Source organism: Pseudoflavonifractor sp. MSJ-37, assembly GCF_018917965.1.
Taxonomy (GTDB): Bacteria; Bacillota; Clostridia; order Oscillospirales; family Oscillospiraceae; genus Pseudoflavonifractor_A.
Genome location: NZ_JAHLPP010000002.1, coordinates 360,314 through 376,019, shown reverse-complemented (window position 1 = coordinate 376,019; position 15,706 = coordinate 360,314). Strand labels below are relative to the sequence as shown.

The 15,706-nt window shown below is 65.5% G+C and carries 11 protein-coding genes; 4 read left to right on the top strand and 7 right to left on the bottom strand.

What is annotated here, in order from left to right; translation table 11 throughout:
• Window positions 1-465: 465 nt before the first annotated feature.
• Genes KQI12_RS07540 through KQI12_RS07530 form a run of 3 tightly spaced genes read right to left on the bottom strand, consistent with a single transcriptional unit; the run spans window position 466 to window position 4,258 of the window.
• Window positions 466-1,578 (bottom strand): GerAB/ArcD/ProY family transporter, encoded by a 1,113-nt coding sequence (locus tag KQI12_RS07540; protein WP_216572339.1) that lies wholly within the window; start codon window positions 1,576-1,578, stop codon window positions 466-468.
• A gap of 41 nt (window positions 1,579-1,619) precedes the next feature.
• On the bottom strand, window positions 1,620-2,750 hold the full coding sequence (locus KQI12_RS07535; protein ID WP_216572338.1) for a Ger(x)C family spore germination C-terminal domain-containing protein: 1,131 nt from the start codon (window positions 2,748-2,750) through the stop codon (window positions 1,620-1,622).
• Window positions 2,747-4,258, bottom strand: a complete 1,512-nt coding sequence (locus tag KQI12_RS07530; protein ID WP_216572337.1) for a spore germination protein — start codon at window positions 4,256-4,258, stop codon at window positions 2,747-2,749. The genes KQI12_RS07535 and KQI12_RS07530 overlap by 4 nt, the downstream gene beginning before the upstream one ends.
• Before the next feature lie 340 nt (window positions 4,259-4,598).
• On the opposite strand from KQI12_RS07530, the gene KQI12_RS07525 reads away from it, so the two are divergent.
• From KQI12_RS07525 to KQI12_RS07510, 4 genes are all read left to right on the top strand, one after another.
• Window positions 4,599-5,099, top strand: a complete 501-nt coding sequence (locus KQI12_RS07525) for an NAD(P)H-dependent oxidoreductase subunit E (RefSeq protein WP_216572336.1) — start codon at window positions 4,599-4,601, stop codon at window positions 5,097-5,099.
• A gap of 15 nt (window positions 5,100-5,114) precedes the next feature.
• Window positions 5,115-6,380 carry an NADH-quinone oxidoreductase subunit F gene (locus KQI12_RS07520; protein ID WP_216572335.1) on the top strand — a complete coding sequence of 422 codons (1,266 nt, stop codon included), beginning with the start codon at window positions 5,115-5,117 and terminating at the stop codon, window positions 6,378-6,380.
• Window positions 6,377-8,170: an NADH-dependent [FeFe] hydrogenase, group A6 gene (locus KQI12_RS07515; RefSeq protein ID WP_216572334.1), complete on the top strand. Its 1,794-nt coding sequence runs from the start codon at window positions 6,377-6,379 to the stop codon at window positions 8,168-8,170. The genes KQI12_RS07520 and KQI12_RS07515 overlap by 4 nt, the downstream gene beginning before the upstream one ends.
• 159 nt (window positions 8,171-8,329) lie before the next feature.
• Entirely contained in the window at window positions 8,330-9,046 is a 717-nt protein-coding gene (locus tag KQI12_RS07510) for a F420-0--gamma-glutamyl ligase (RefSeq protein WP_216572325.1), read from the top strand.
• Between the two features lie 100 nt (window positions 9,047-9,146).
• Here the strand turns inward: KQI12_RS07510 and KQI12_RS07505 are convergent, their stop codons facing one another.
• The 4 genes from KQI12_RS07505 to KQI12_RS07490 form a co-directional block, all read right to left on the bottom strand.
• Window positions 9,147-11,801 (bottom strand): calcium-translocating P-type ATPase, PMCA-type, encoded by a 2,655-nt coding sequence (locus KQI12_RS07505; protein WP_216572323.1) that lies wholly within the window; start codon window positions 11,799-11,801, stop codon window positions 9,147-9,149.
• 214 nt (window positions 11,802-12,015) lie between these two features.
• Window positions 12,016-13,002 carry an ABC transporter permease gene (locus KQI12_RS07500; protein ID WP_216572313.1) on the bottom strand — a complete coding sequence of 329 codons (987 nt, stop codon included), beginning with the start codon at window positions 13,000-13,002 and terminating at the stop codon, window positions 12,016-12,018.
• On the bottom strand, window positions 13,003-14,103 hold the full coding sequence (locus tag KQI12_RS07495) for an ABC transporter permease (protein ID WP_216572311.1): 1,101 nt from the start codon (window positions 14,101-14,103) through the stop codon (window positions 13,003-13,005).
• On the bottom strand, window positions 14,100-15,689 hold the full coding sequence (locus KQI12_RS07490; protein WP_216572309.1) for an ABC transporter ATP-binding protein: 1,590 nt from the start codon (window positions 15,687-15,689) through the stop codon (window positions 14,100-14,102). The genes KQI12_RS07495 and KQI12_RS07490 overlap by 4 nt, the downstream gene beginning before the upstream one ends.
• Between the last annotated feature and the right edge of the window lie 17 nt (window positions 15,690-15,706).

The window sequence follows — 15,706 nt, the reverse complement described above, 5'->3', positions numbered from 1 at the left end:
CGATTTGTCCTTCTGGTGCTTCGTGTTACTTTCACGTTGTTTAATTTACAAGGTACACGCTCGACAGCTTCCGCTGTCCAGTGCGCTATATTTTAGCACACTCTCGTTCGCTTGTCAAGCACTTTTTTCGGAGCTTTCCAGCTCCAGCGCTCTCATCCAAGCGGTCCGCCCTCTCGAGCGACCTGTTCATTCTACCACACTCTTTCGAGCCTGTCAAGAACTTTTTTCGAGGTTTTTCAAGGCTTTCCGCCTTCGTACCTCAAAACTCCGTCCTTTTTGAAGTGGTCTGCTCTGTTCGAGCGAACTCATTCAGTTTACCACGCACTCTCACGTTTGTCAAGCACTTTCTTCATCCAGCCCCGCGGGTCCGTCCGGCTTCCGCCCGGTCTCCCCCAAAGCTTTCAGCTTCCAAAAGTACCCCTCTCGTAAAAGGCTTGTTTAGTATATCAGCGTCGATGAGGTTTGTCAATGCTTTTCCCGCATCCTCTTCGCTTTTTTCTTCTCTCTGCCCAAAAGGCACACCGCCCCGATCCCCGGCACTACGATCCCCATCACGATATTTCCGATGACTGCCATATGCTCCATCACTTCCGAGAGCTGGAATTCATCCGATACCGGCCCCATCCCTATCAAGACCGCTCCGACCGCGATGCCCCACGGGATCCACTTCTCCTCCCTCCCTCCATTCCAATGCTCCAGGATCTCCCGGCAGGCCAGGAACAGCAGTCCCAACAGGGCCAAGTCCGCCAGCACCCACAGCGACATGACCACCGACTCCACCCTCTGGAAGGCCCCATCCACTCCCAAATCCTTCACCAGCATGAAATAGGGCAGCTCCAGCCGTCCGATCAGTCCTGGCCCAAACACGGCGATACACACCACTTGGAAAAGCGCCATCATCACGCAGGTCCCCGCCAGCCACCGCAGTGACCTCCGTCCGTCTCCCGGCTTCTGGTCTGCGCAGCCCACCAAAAGGGCCGCAAAGACCCCATAGCCCAAGATGCCCAAGACTGGCACTATCCCCCGGACCGTGCCAGGCAGGTCATCCACCCATATCGGGAACAGGCACGCCCGCTCGCCCTGCATGGCCCCGAAAAAGAGGGACACCGCCAGTGCGATGCCCAGCGCCAAGGCGTAGATCTCCGCCGCACGCAGGAATACGGTCCGCTTCTTCCGCCCGACCCACAACGTCCCTCCGATCAGCATCAGGAAGAATAGCGGCAGCCTGGCGTTCTGATAGCTGGTGATCAGGAACCGGAACGCCGCCCACCGGGCGTTCCATCCCAGCAGAGCGATCCCCCATAAGAGGTAGAGGCCACACACGCACCGTCCCAGTCCCCGGCCGAAGGCCGTCTCCAATCCTCCCGCCAGTCCGGTCCCCGGCGGAGCCGCCTTCACCAGCGCCCGGAAGGCCATCCCCATGATCAGTGCCGCCGGGATGGCCAGCAGGGCGGAGAGCCACCCCGCGCGTCCTGCCTCCGCCACCGTCTCCCGGGGCAGGAGCTGGATCATCGGCGACAGGAGCGCCGCTCCCAGCAGTGTCAGTACCTGCCGCACGGAGGCCCGGTCTTTCTCCATCGGTCCGTTCCCTCCTCCTATATCGTTCATCGCTGCCGTGGTCAAAGCTTCTCCCGTCCCACGCTCACATCATACCGCCGCAGGATCTCCCCTTGGGCCTCTACCCGGATATCCAGGCCGCCCAAGTCCCACTGCTCCGCGATGGTCCGCTTTTTCCATGGCATGGCCCGCTGTGCCATCCCCTCCAGTTGGAAGAAATCCCCCTCCAACCGCTGGCAGTGTTCCAGCAGGGCACGGATCCGCCGTTCGGTCCGTTCTGCCATCGCCTGCTCTAGCCAGCTCCGTCGGTCCAGCCGGTCGAACTCTTCTGCCCCCTCTGCCAGATCCGCCTCCACCCGGCAGGAGACCGTCAGGCCGACGAGCCGTTCCCCCCGGAACACCGGCCGCACCTTCGTCTTGGCGTCCACGACCCGCAGGACGGCCTTGCCCAGCTCCGGATCCTCTACCTCTAAGATATCGGCCTCCACCTCGCTCAGCAGGAGCTCCGCCCCATGGGCCTCTTCCCCCTGGATCCAGTCCACCAGCGCCCAGTCCCGGACCAGGCCATAGCCTCTTGGGTCCATCTCCCGGTCCTCGCCCTCCAGGGCCAGGGCCGGCAGGAAGGTGTCCCCGTTCTCCAGGAGATCCTCCAGCGTCTCTTCCGCTGCCCGGGTCATGGATCTGGACAGCAGACCACCGTCCTTCTCCACCGCCTCTAAGCGCTTGGTGGCGGAGCCCTCCTTTGCGGCCGCGGCGATGGCCTCGCCCGCCTCTGCGCCCCGGACCAGATACACATCGGTCTCCAGCCGGGTCTCGATATCCCCCAGCACATAGTCCAGCGGCACCTCCAGCCCGTCCCGGGCCGCCGACTCCCCCAGCAGGAGCTGGCCCACATGGCCATAAAACACATAGGAGGCCCCCTGTCCCTGCATGGCCAGGCAGGCGCCGCTGATGCTCTCTGCCTCTTTCTGGAGGACCAGAGCCTCCTCCGAGCCCTCGCCACGGCCCAGGCTCTGTTCGCCGCTGGACACCGTGACCCGTACGGCATATGTCTCCCCCAGGTCGATGCCCATGGTGCGCATGAGGACCATGCTCCCCAGAGAGCGGGCCTGGGGCAGCAGATCGAACCCCTTCTGGCATCCGGTCAGCCCCAGCAGGGGCAGGAGGGCCAGAGCCGCTGCGGATCGTCTCATCGCTGTCGCCTCCTGTTCCTCGGCCGGAGGATCCCCGGCCGGAGCTTTTCCTGAGAGAGGGGCCGCCGGACCACCGCCCGCATCGCCCCCGGCAGGCCTCGACCCCCGGCAAAGGGCGCCAGATAGGGCACGCCGAAGCACTCGAGCTCCGCCAGATGGCAGATGAGGACCGCCGCGCCCCCCACCACGCCGAAGAGCCCCGCCACGCTGGCCAGTACCGCCAGCAGGAACCGCCACAGCCGCAGAGCTCCGGCCATCTCCTGACTGGGCGTGGTGTATCCCGCCACGCCGGCGATCGCCACCGCGATCAGCACCGCCGGTGAGACGATCTTGGCCTCCACCGCGGCCTGGCCAACCACCAGGCCGCCGATGATGGACACGGTCTGTCCGATGGACTGGGGCAGGCGGAGCCCCGCCTCCTGCAAGATCTCGAAGGCCACCAGCATGATCAGCACCTCGAACACGGTCTCGAAGGGCACGTCCTGCTTGGCGGCGATCATGGACAGGGCCAGCTTGGTGGGAATCATCTCCTGATGGAAGGTGGCCATAGCGATATAGAGGGCGGGCAGGAACAGCCCCACCGCCACACACAGCCAGCGGAGGAAGAGGATCACGCTGGCCATGATCCAGTTGCTGGTCTTGTCCTGAGGCGCCCGCAGGAAGCTGCTCACAGTACTGGGAGCCAGATAGCCCAGCGGCAGACCGTCTGCCAGCAGGCCCACCCGCCCCTCCAGCAGGCCGCCGCAGAACCGGTCCGGTCGTTCCGTGTATTGGATCAGCGGGAACGCCGTGCGGATATCGTCCACCAGATACTCCACCAGATCTCCGGTGCCCAGCACGCCGTCCACGTCCATCCGCCGCAGGCGGCGCTCCAGCTCCGACACCGCCGCCGGGTCCGCGATGCCCTCCAGATAGACCACGTCCACCGCTGTCAGGGACTGCCGTCCCACCGTCTGCTCCCGGATCCTCAGCTCCGGCGCCTTGATGTGCCGCCGGACCAGACTGGTGTTGGTGCGCAGGCTCTCCACGAAGCCGTCCTGGGCCCCCTTGATCACCGTCTCTCCGGCGGGCGGCCCCACGGCCCGCTTATCCTCCGTGGCGGCAAACAGGGCCAGCGCCCCCTTCGCCCCCGGGCAGAACAGCAGACACCACCCGCCGATTAGATCCGCCGCCGCCTGGTCCATCGTGTCCCGCCGCCGGGCCTGTACGCCCCAGAGACCGCCCTCCGCCATCCGCCGGAGGGCCTCCTCGCCCCGGAGCCCAGCCAACTCCCGGTCCTGCGCCAGGGGCCGGAGGACCTGATCCCCGATCCGCTCCGCCTTCACCATGCCATCCAGCGCGCAGAGCGTCACCCGCTCGCCGCCCGGCCGGATCAGCTCCCGGACGGACAGGTCCGCGCAGTCCCGAAACGCCGTCCGCACGCCCTCCACCGTCAGCGGCAGGTCCAGCCGCGGCTCCTTTCGGGGGTGGGGCGGATGCTCTTCCCGTTCCCGTTTCTCGTCCCACATAGGACCGCCTCCTCCTCGTTCCGTCTGTGTCTCGCACAGTCTGCCCCGGTCTCAGGCCCGTTATTCTTCCTCCCGAAGTCATCATATCAGTTGATCTATCTATATTTCAGCCCCTGTTTTTGTAGATCTCTCCATATCTGCGCCATGTTCAACTTTTATACTTGCAGAATCAGAACTATCAGTATAGAATGTTATATATCCGGTCAGTCCCGCACTTTTTCTGCAAGAAAGTCCACTTTTTCTCTAGGAAATACTCATATTTACAAGCTCCATACTTGCATTTCTGATTTTTGAACTTATCAGTATCTGCTCGTATGCAACAAGAGGAGGAGGCACCTGCATGAAGCCCTTTGCCCAAAAAATGAACGAGCTCACGCCCGAGATGGTGGAGCTGGTCGACCGCGTCATCGACGCCCACGACGGCGACGCGACCCAGCTGGTCGGGATCCTGCTGGATCTGGAGGCCGCCGTCGAGCGCCACTACATCCCTGAGCCCGCGGCCTACTATCTGGCCGAGCGTCTGGAGATCCATCCCACTCAGGTCTACGACGTGATCACCTTCTACTCTGCCCTCCACGACAAGCCCCGCGCCAAGTACACCCTCCAGGTGTGCGACAGCGCCCCCTGCCGCGTGAAGGACAGCGACGCCCTGTGCGAGACCCTCAAGCGCCTGCTGAACCTGGAGATCGGCGAGGTCACCTACGACGGCCGCTTCTCCATCGAGAAGGTCCCCTGCTTCGGCGCCTGCGACGTGTCCCCCGCGGTGCGGGTCAACGGCGTGGTCTACGGACATCTGGACAGCGAGGAGCGTATCATCGATATGCTCCAGCAGCTGGACTAAGAGAGGAGTGGAAGCATGAGCAAGTCTGTCTCGTTCATCACCCGGAACTTCGGGAAGTACAACCCCGCCAGTCTGGTGTCTTATGAGCTCATCGGCGGCTTCACCGCCCTGCGCAAGGCGCTGGACATGGACGGCGACGCCATCGCCAAGGTCCTCTCGGACAACGGCGTCCAGGGCCGCGGCGGCGCGGCCTACGATATGGGCCGCAAGTGGTCCCAGGCCCGTTCCGTCCCCGGCCCCCACAAGTGCGTGGTCTGCAACGCCGACGAGGGCGAGCCCGGCACCTTCAAGGACCGCGAGCTGCTGAGCAAAGATCCCTTCCAGCTGCTGGAGGGCATGATCATCGCCGGCTGGTCCGTGGGCGCCGACAACGGCTACATCTATATGCGCGAGGAGTATGCCCATCTGCGCCCCCAGCTCCTCTCCGCCATCAAGCAGTGCGAGGATGCCGGCTATCTGGGCGACAACATCCTGGGCCATGAGGGCTTCAACTATCGGATCCATCTGTACTCCGGCGCGGGCGCCTATGTCTGCGGCGAGGGCAGCGCCCTATGCGAGTCCTTGGAGGGCCACTCGGGCCGTCCCCGCATGAAGCCGCCGTTCATCAAGCAGTGCGGCGCCTTCCACCTGCCCACCTGTGTGAACAACGTGGAGTCCCTGTCCCTGGTCCCCCCGCTCCTGCTGGACAAGGACGGCTTCTACAAGTCTCAGGGCACCCCCGACTGCCCGGGCACCAAGCTGATCTCGGTCTGCGGCAACGTTAAAGATCCCGGCGTGTTCGAGGTCCCCTTCGGCATCACCCTGCGTGAGATCATCTACGATCTGGCTGGCGGCATCGAGGACGGCCATCAGCTCCAGCTGGTCCAGCTCGGCGGTGCGTCCGGCCGGCTGGCCTCTCCCGCTCAGCTGGACACCCAGTACACCTACAAGGGCATGAAGGGCGCCGACCTCACTGCCATCGGCTCCGGCGCGGTGCTGGTGGTGGACGAGCGGACCAGCGTCATCGGCTTCCTGCGCATGACCCAGCAGTTCTTCTGCCATGAGTCCTGCGGCCAGTGTACCCCCTGCCGCGAGGGCAACCGTCACATCGCCCGTTTCCTGGAGAAGATCGCCGAGGGCACCCACACGGAGGAGGACCTGAAGCTGATGGAGAAGTACGCCAACATCATGTCCACCGCTTCCATGTGCGGCCTCGGCGAGACCGCACAGTCCGCCCTGCTCTCCGCCATGAAGCGGTTCCCTGAAGTATTCGCTGTGAAGAAGGAGGTGGCTGTCAGATGAGCGAGAAGAAGATCATCCATCTGACCATCAATCATATGCCCGTGGAGGTGCCCGAGGGGACCCGGATCATCGAGGCTGCCCGCACCATCGGCATCGATATCCCCCACCTCTGCTATCATCCTGACCAGTCCATCAAGGCCCACTGCCGTATGTGCATGGTGGAGGTCACCGGCCAGCGGAAGCTCCTGGCCGCCTGCTCCACTCTGGTGTGGGAGGGCATGGAGGTCGTCACCGACTCCAAGCGGGTCTATGACGCTCAGGTGGGCGTGCTGGACCTGATCCTGGCCGACCATCATCAGAACTGTCTGTCCTGCTCCCGCAACAACAACTGCGACCTGCAAAACCTGTGCCGCCGGTTCAACCGGCTCAAGCCCGACCTGCCCGACGTGTCCATGGCGGAGGAGCCCCGTCTGGACAACCCCTCCATCGTGCGGGACCCCTCCAAGTGCGTCAAGTGCGGCCGCTGTGTGAAGGTCTGTTCGGAGGTCCAGGGCATCGGCGCTCTGTCCTTCACCGGCCGGAGCACCGACTGCAAGGTCACCACCGCCTTCGATCTGCCTATGAACGAGACCGACTGTGTCCTCTGCGGCCAGTGTACGCTGGTCTGCCCCGTGGGCGCGCTGACCGAGGTGGACCACACCAGCCACGTCCGCCACGCCCTCCACGACTCCAAGAAGCACGTGGTGGTGCAGATCGCGCCCTCCATCCGCGTCTCCGTGGGCGACGACTTCGGCCTGGAGCCCGGCGAGCTGGTCACCGGCAAGCTGATCACCGCCCTGAAGATGATGGGCTTCGAGAAGGTGTTCGACACCAACTTCTCCGCCGACCTGACCATCATGGAGGAGGGCTCTGAGCTGCTCCAGCGGATCGAGAAGGGCGGCCGCCTGCCTCTGATCACCTCCTGCTCTCCCGGCTGGGTGAACTTCATGGAGAAGCATCATCCCGAGCTGATCGGCAACCTGTCCACCGCCAAGAGCCCCCAGGGCATGTTCGGCGCGGTGCTCAAGACCTACTACGCCCAGCGCATGGGCTGGGATCCCAAGGATATCTTCTCCGTGTCCATCATGCCCTGCACCGCCAAGAAGTTCGAGGCCACCCGTCCCGAACTGGGCCGGGACGGCTATCAGGACGTGGACGTGGTCCTCACCACTCGTGAGCTGGCCAAGCTGATCCGCTATGAGGGCCTGGATCTGCCCGGTCTGCCCGAGAGCGAGTTCGACGCGCCTCTGGGCACCGGCTCCGGCGCCGGCGCGATCTTCGGCGCCACCGGCGGCGTCATGGAGGCCGCCCTCCGCACCGCCTATGAGCTCTATACCAAGAAGGAGCTGCCCAAGCTGGAGTTCGAGCAGGTCCGCGGCGAGGTGGGCGGCATCAAAGAGGCCACCATCGACCTGGACGGCACCCCGCTGAAGGTGGCCGTGGTCAATGGCCTGAAGAACGCCAAGGAAATCATCCGCCGCATCCAGAGCGGCGAGGCCGAGTACCTCTTCGTGGAGATCATGGCCTGCCCCGGCGGCTGTATCGGCGGCGGCGGCCAGCCCATCGGCACCACCAACGAGAAGCGCCAGGCCCGCATCAAGGCCCTCTATGAGCTGGATAAGGACCTGCCCCTCCGCAAGAGCCACGAGAACCCGGACATCAAGACGATCTACGAGGAGTTCTTCGGCGCGCCTCTGAGCCACAAGTCCCACGAGCTCCTGCACACCGAGTACTTCCCCCGTCCCAAGCGCTACGACTTCTCCCCCTATATCGAGAAGTACCGCAAGTTCCTGCCCGAGTATCAGAAGTAACGCGTCCATATGACACGAAACTCCCCGGAAGCGGCCGCTTCCGGGGAGTTTTTCGAGAAGATGGCCCGCCAGCGTTGCCTTTTAGGGCGGGACTGGTTATAATAGGGCGTACTATCAGAAGGACTCCTACATCTTACATAGAGGAAAAGAGGCATTTCCATGGAATTCCATGCCAACGAGGGAAAGAACATCACCATCCAGGCCATGGGCAGGACCTGGGCCCGCCACGCCATCACCACCCACTTCGTCACTGTGGGCGAGAGCTATATCGAGCTGATGGAGAAGTATGTGAAGCCCCTGTATCAGGAGGGCGACATCCTCTCCATGAGCGAGAAGGTCATCGCTATCTGCCAGAAGCGGGTGGTCACGGAGGAGGAGCTGAAGCCCGGCTTCTGGGCCAAGGTCCTCTCCCGCTTCGTCCACCAGACCTCCGCCGGTCCCGGCATGGGCCTGCCGATCAAGATGCAGTTCGCGATCAACGTCTGCGGCCTGCCCAAGATCCTGTGGGCGGCCTTCCGGGCCGCCATCGACAAGCTCCGCGGCATCCACGGCACCTTCTATAAGATCGCCGGCTTGGAGGTCTCCGGTCTGGACGGCTTCTACGGCGAGGACATCCCCGAGTACGCGCACATGGGCGTCCGGATCCCCTCCGATCCCACCGGCGTGTGCGATGAGATCTACGCCAAGACCGGCATCGTCTCCATGATCGTAGATGCCAATGACCTGGATGTAGAGATGCTGGGCCACTGCTCCCAGCTCAAGCAGAGCGACTCCGAACTGCTGGACCTGATCCGGGACAACCCCGCGGGCCAGGACCGCCAGCTCACCCCCTTCATCCTGATCCGCCCCCAGCCCGCGGCCGCCGAGGCGGAATAAGCGCATATGGGCACGCCCCCGCCGGAGCCTCTCTGCTCCCGGCGGGGGCGTTTTTCTTCCATCGGTCCCGATATGTGGGGACATCATGAGGCTCTTGCGCTCATCTCCTCCCCGCCGCCATCTCGCGGGGCCGGCCCGTCCGTTCCTTCTCCCCTCCGGCGGCCCGCCGGACCGCCTTGGCACACTCGCACACCGCCAGGGGCGTCAGGGAGAGGATCAGCACGGCCGCCCACTCCGCCCCGCTCAGGGGCACCGTGCGGAACACCCGCCGGAGGGGCGGCAGGAAAAGCACCGCCATCTGCATGGCCATCCCCGCCAGAAAGGCCCGGACCATAGCCGGGTTAGAGCCGATCCCCAGCCGGAGCAGGGACTCCGTCTCGCTCCGCACGTCGAAGGCGTGGAACAGCTGGCAGAAGGTCAGAGTGGCGAAGGCCATGGTGTTGGCCGCCGCCGAGGCGCTCCGGGGATCGGACAGGACGTATTCCCCCAGCAGATAGGCCGCCAGGGTCAGCAGGCCCACCATCACTCCCTGCCACACCAGCCGGAAGGTGAAGGCCCGGTCGAAGAGGGGCGCGTGGGCGTCCCTGGGCTTCCGGTCCATGAGTCCCTCCTCCACCGGCTCCACTCCCAGGGCCAGGGCAGGCAGAGCGTCGGTCACCAGGTTCAGCCATAGGAGCTGGACCGGCACCAGCGGCATCTGCCGGAACTGGAGCAGGGTGGCCAGGAACACCGTCACGATCTCCCCGATGTTGCAGGAGAGCAGGTAGTGGATCGCCTTGCGGATGTTGGCGTAGATCCCCCGCCCCTCCTCCACCGCCGCCACGATGGTGGAGAAGTCATCGTCCGTGAGGATCATGTCCGCCGCCCCCTTTGCCACATCGGTGCCGCCGATCCCCATGGCGCATCCGATGTCCGCCGCCTTCAGAGCCGGGGCATCGTTGACACCGTCGCCGGTCATGGCCACCACCTTCCCCCGCTTCTGCCAGGCCCGGACGATCCTCAGCTTGTGTTCCGGCGTCACCCGGGCGAACACGGAGAACTGCTCCACGTCCTCCTCCAGCAGGCTCTGAGGCATCAGGTCCAGGTCCTCTCCGGTGACGGCCAGATCCCCCTCCCGGCAGATGTCCAGCGCGCGGGCCACGGCCACGGCGGTACGCTTGTGGTCCCCGGTGATCATCACCGGCCGGATCCCCGCCCGGTGACAGCGCTCCACCGCCGTCCTCGCCTCGGGCCGGGGTGGATCCATCATGCCCGCCAGTCCCAGGAAGGTGAGCCCCTGCTCCAGACTGGCGCTGTCCAGCCGCCGGGGCAGGAACTCCAGATCCCGATAGGCCAGGGCCAGCACCCGCAGGGCCCGGTCCGCCATCCCCGCGTTGATGGACAGAGCCGACTTCCGCTCCTCCTCTCCGATGGCGCACCGGCGGAGGAGCACGTCCGGGGCCCCCTTCACCAGCACCCGGAAGCCCCCGCCGGGCCGGGCATGGAGCGTGGTCATGCACTTCCGCTCCGGATCGAAGGGGAGCTCGCCCCGCCGGGGAAGCTCCGCCTCCAGCTCGGTCCGGTCCACTCCCTCCCGGGCGGCCAGCTCCACCAGCGCCGCCTCGGTGGGGTCCCCGTCGGCCACAGGACGGCCCCCCGCCCGTCCCGGCCGGAGCCTGGCATCCCCGCACAGGGCCGCCGCCTGGAGGAGCAGAGGCCGGGCCCCGTCCCGGGGCGTCCACACCTCGGTGACGGTCATCCGGTTCTGCGTGAGCGTGCCGGTCTTGTCAGAGCAGATGACGGCGGCGCATCCCAGCGTCTCCACCGCCGGGAGCTTCTTGACGATCGCGTTCCGCCCTGCCATCCGGGAGACCCCCAGCGCCAGTACGATCGTCACTACGGCGGGCAGGCCCTCGGGGATCGCCGCCACCGCCAGCGACACCGCCGTCAGGAACATCTCCAGCATGGGCCGGTGGGCCAGGAGCCCCGCCCCGAACATGACCGCGCAGACGCACACACACAGGAAGGACAGGGTCCGGGAGACCTCCCCCATCTTCTTCTGGAGGGGCGTCTCACTGTCTCCGTCCCCTAGGAGCATCCCGGCGATCCGGCCCACCTCGCTGTCCATGCCGGTGGCCGTCACCACGCAGAGGGCCCGTCCCCCTGTGACCAGAGTGCTCCCCGCCACCATGTTGCTCCGGTCGGCCAGCGGCGTCTCCGGGGGCAGGCTCCCGCCCGCCCGCTTCTCCACCGGCGCCGACTCCCCGGTGAGGGCGCTCTCATCGCACCGCAGGGCGGCGCACTCCAGGATCCGGGCGTCTGCCGGGACCTGGTCCCCGGTCTCCAGCTCGATCAGATCCCCGGGCACCAGCTCCGCCGCCGGGAGGCGCACCCGCTCTCCGTCCCGGACCGCCCGTGCCATCGGGGCGGACATCCCCCGCAGAGCCTCCAGCGCCCGCTGTGCCCCGTCCTCCTGAGAGATGGAGATACAGGCGTTCACCACCACGATCAGCAGGATGATCGCCGCGTCCAGCCAGTCCTCTCCGCCGCTGACCGCCAGAGACAGGCCCGCCGCCCCCAGCAGGACCAGGACCATGGGGTCCCGCAGCTGATCCAGCACCCGCAGGACCATGCCGCGCGGCTTCTTCTGCCGCAGGGCGTTGGGACCGTGCTCCCGCAGACGGCGCTCCGCCTCCTCTCCGGAGAGCCCCCGCTTCCGGTCGCACCCCAGCTCCTCCAGCGCTTCCACCGCGCTTCGACTGTGCCATGCCGTCATATCGCTCCGCTCCTTCGAACATCCAGATATTCCCTATCATCAGAGCCGAGTATAGCCCCGCGCCGGGACCGATTCCAAGGGGATCGTGACGAGGAGGACCATGGAGCGTGGACCGTGGATGCCTGTTTTCAGCCAGGAGATACGACACCGGCCTCTCCCCTCCACGCGAAAAGGCCTCCTGTCATCCACAGGAGGCCTTTCATTCAGGGGAAGATCACCGCTCTTCGCGGAAATAGGCGTTGCCGAGGCTGGCCGGGGGCTGGCTCTCCCGGCGCTGGCGGATGCTGACCGCGATCAGCACCACCACCGTGGCCACATAGGGCACGATGTCGTAGATCGGCGCCAGACGGTTGCCGCCCCAGCTCATGTAGAGCCGCAGGACCGACAGGCCGCCGAACACCATGCTGCCCACCAAGGCCCGCCAGGGGCTCCAGGTGGCGAAGATGACCAGCGCCACCGCGATCCAGCCCTTGCCGTTCACACAGTCGTGGACCCACACGCCCTGCTGCTGGGCCATGACCACATACAGGCCGCCCAGGCCGGAGATGCCGCCGCCCACACAGGTGGCCAGATACTTATAGCGGGTCACGTCGATGCCCGCCGCGTCTGCGGTGCCGGGGTCCTCGCCCACCGAGCGCAGGTCCAGACCGGTGCGGGTCCGGTCCAGGAACCAGGCCAGGGCCACCGCCAGCGCCAGCCCCAGATACACCAGATAGTTGTAGGAGAACAGGAGCTTGCCCACCACAGGCAGGTCTTTCAGCACCGGGATGCCGCCGATGAACACGTTTTTGGTGGACTGGCTCACCGCCACGAAGCCGCCGGCGGCGTTGCCCATGGCCTCGCCCACCAGATTGCCGAAGCCGGTGCCGAAAATCGTCAGGGCCAGACCGGTCACGTTCTGGTTGGCCCGGAGGGTGATGGTCAGCACGCTGTACAGGAACGCGCCGAAGGCCGCCGCCAGGAAGGCGCACACCGTGGCGATCGCCGCCGCCACAGCGCCGGAGGACGCGGCCCCCGCCGCCTGCTCATAGTAGTAGGCGCCCGCCAGACCGGCCACGCCGCCCATATACATCATGCCCTCCACGCCCAGGTTCAGGTTGCCCGACTTTTCCGTCAGGAGCTCGCCCAGCGTGCCGAACAGCAGGGGCGCGCCCGCCGCCACGGCGGCGATCACGAAGGAGATACTGAACAGACTGCTCATTTACTTGCGCGCCCCCTTTCCCCGGAGGATCACCCGGTAGTTGATGAAGAACTCACAGCCCAGCATGAAGAAGAGGATGATGCCCGTCAGCATCTCCGCCGCGGAGGCCGGGATCGTATAGATGGTCTGGATCGTGTCCGCGCCCTTCTCCAGCACCGCCAGCAGGGCCGCGATCGCGATCATGACGAAGGGGTCCAGCTTGGCCAGCCAAGCCACCGTGATGGCGGTGAAGCCGATGCCGCCCGCCGTGTTCTCAGTCAGGCTGCCGCTGGCGCCGGACACCTGGAGGAATCCCATCAGGCCCGCGATGCCGCCGGACAGGAACATGGTCCGCCGGACGATGGCGGGCACGTCCATGCCCGCATACTGGGCGGTGCGGACGCTCTCGCCCACCACGGCGATCTCATAGCCGTGCTTGCTGTAGTTCAGGTAGACGAACATCAGCACCGTCAGGGCCAGCACCAGGATCCACCCGATGTGGACCCCCAGCGCCTTGGGCAGCAGGGCCGCCTCGGCGAACATGGGGATCTTGGGGTAGCCGTTGGGGTTCAGGTCCGGGCCCCAGGGACCGGCCTGGAGGTATTTCACGAAGCCCAGCACGATGTAGTTGAGCATCAGGGTGAACAGGGTCTCGTTGGTGCCCCAGCGGGCCTTGAACGCGGCGGGGATCAGGCCCCACAGGCCGCCGGCGATCACCGCCGCCGCCGCCATGACGACCAGCAGGACCGTCTTGGGCAGGCGCTCCGCCCAGAAGAGGGCGAAGTAGCTGGCGGCGATGGCGCCGGCCAGGATCTGGCCCTCCGCGCCGATGTTCCAGAACTTCATCTTGAAGGCCGGGGCGATGGCCAGAGCCGTGCCCAGCAGGGGGATGGCCTTCTTCACGGTCTCCCGCAGGGCCCGCCCCTTGCTCAGGGACCCGCCGATCATAGAGCCGTAGACCTCGATGGGACTGTGCCCCAGGGCCAGGATGATCAGGCCGCCGGTGACCAGGGCCAGCAGGATGGCCGCCGCCCGGATGGCCCAGGCCTTGGGCCGGGCGATGTCGTCCCGTTTGGCCAGACGGAGCAGAGGCTCCTTGTGTTCGATGTGCTGTGCGCTCATGCGTCCGCCTCCTCTCGGTCCGTGGGGATGTGGGTCATCAGGAGGCCCACCTCCTCCTTGGTGGTCTTCGCGGCGTCCACCACGCCGCTGACCCTGCCGCCGCAGAGGACCATGATCCGGTCGCACAGCTCCAGCAGGACGTCCAGGTCCTCGCCCACCAGGATCACGGCGGCCCCCAGCTTCTTCTGTTCATTGAGCAGATCGTAGATCGTATAGGCGGAGTTGATGTCCAGGCCCCGGACCGGGTAGGCGGTCATGAGCACCGTAGGGCTGGAGGCGATCTCCCGGCCCACCAGCACCTTCTGCACGTTGCCGCCGGACAGGCGGCGCACCGGCGTGGAGATGCTGGGGGTGGCGATCTCCAGCTCGTCCTTCAGGATCTCCGCCAACGCCTTGGGGGCCTTCCGGTCCACCAGAGGGCCCTTGCCGGACTGATAGCTCTTGAGCATCATGTTGCCCACCATGCCCATGTCCGCCACCAGGCCCATGCCCAGCCGGTCCTCGGGCACGAAGGCCAGAGACACGCCGATCTGATGGATCTGGGTGGGCGTCTTGCCCACCAGCTCCTCCCCGGCCTTGTCCGTGGGGACATGGAGGCCGGTCCTGGCCAAGTCGGAGTCGGGGCGGGGCGGATAGTAGAAGATGTGGCCGGACTCCACCTTGTGCAGGCCGGCGATGGACTCCAGCAGCTCCTTTTGGCCGGAGCCGGCGATGCCGGCGATGCCCAGGATCTCGCCGCCCATGGCCTGGAAGGTCACGTCCTCCAGCGCCTTGACGCCGTCGTCCCGGCGGCAGTTCAGGCCCTTCACCTCCAGGCGCAGGTCCTGATATTCGGTCTTGGGCCGTTCGATGTTCAGGCTGACGGACCGGCCCACCATCATCTCGGTGAGGCGCTGGGGGTCGGTGTCAGCGGTGTCCACAGTCCCGATATACTGGCCCTTCCGCAGGACCGCTACCTTGTCGGAGATCTCCATGACCTCCCGGAGCTTGTGGGTGATGATGATGATGGACTTGCCGTCGGCCTTCATGCTCCGCAGGACATCGAAGAGCTTCTCCGTCTCCTGGGGGGTCAGCACAGCGGTGGGCTCGTCCAGGATCAGCACGTTGGCCCCCCGGTAGAGGACCTTCACGATCTCCACCGTCTGCTTCTGGGAGACCGACATATCATAGATCTTCTGGTCGGGGTCGATCTCGAAGCCGTACTTCTCGCTGATCGCCCGGACCTCCCGGGCCACGGCCTTCCGGTCCAGACGTCCTTTGCCCTTCATGCCCAGGATGATGTTCTCTGCGGCGGTCAGCACGTCCACCAGCTTGAAGTGCTGGTGGATCATGCCGATGCCAAGATCGTGGGCGTCCTTGGGAGAGCGGATGGTGACGGGCTTTCCGTCCACCAGGATCTCGCCCCCGTCCGGGAAGTAGATGCCGCTCAGCATGTTCATCAGCGTGGTCTTTCCGCTGCCGTTCTCGCCCAGCAGGGAGAGGATCTCCCCCCGCTCCAGGGCCAGCGAGACCTTGTCGTTGGCCACCACATCGCCGAAGGTCTTGGTCAGCTCCCTCAGCTCGATGGCATAGTTACCTGTGCCCATATGGCTCTCCTCTCTCT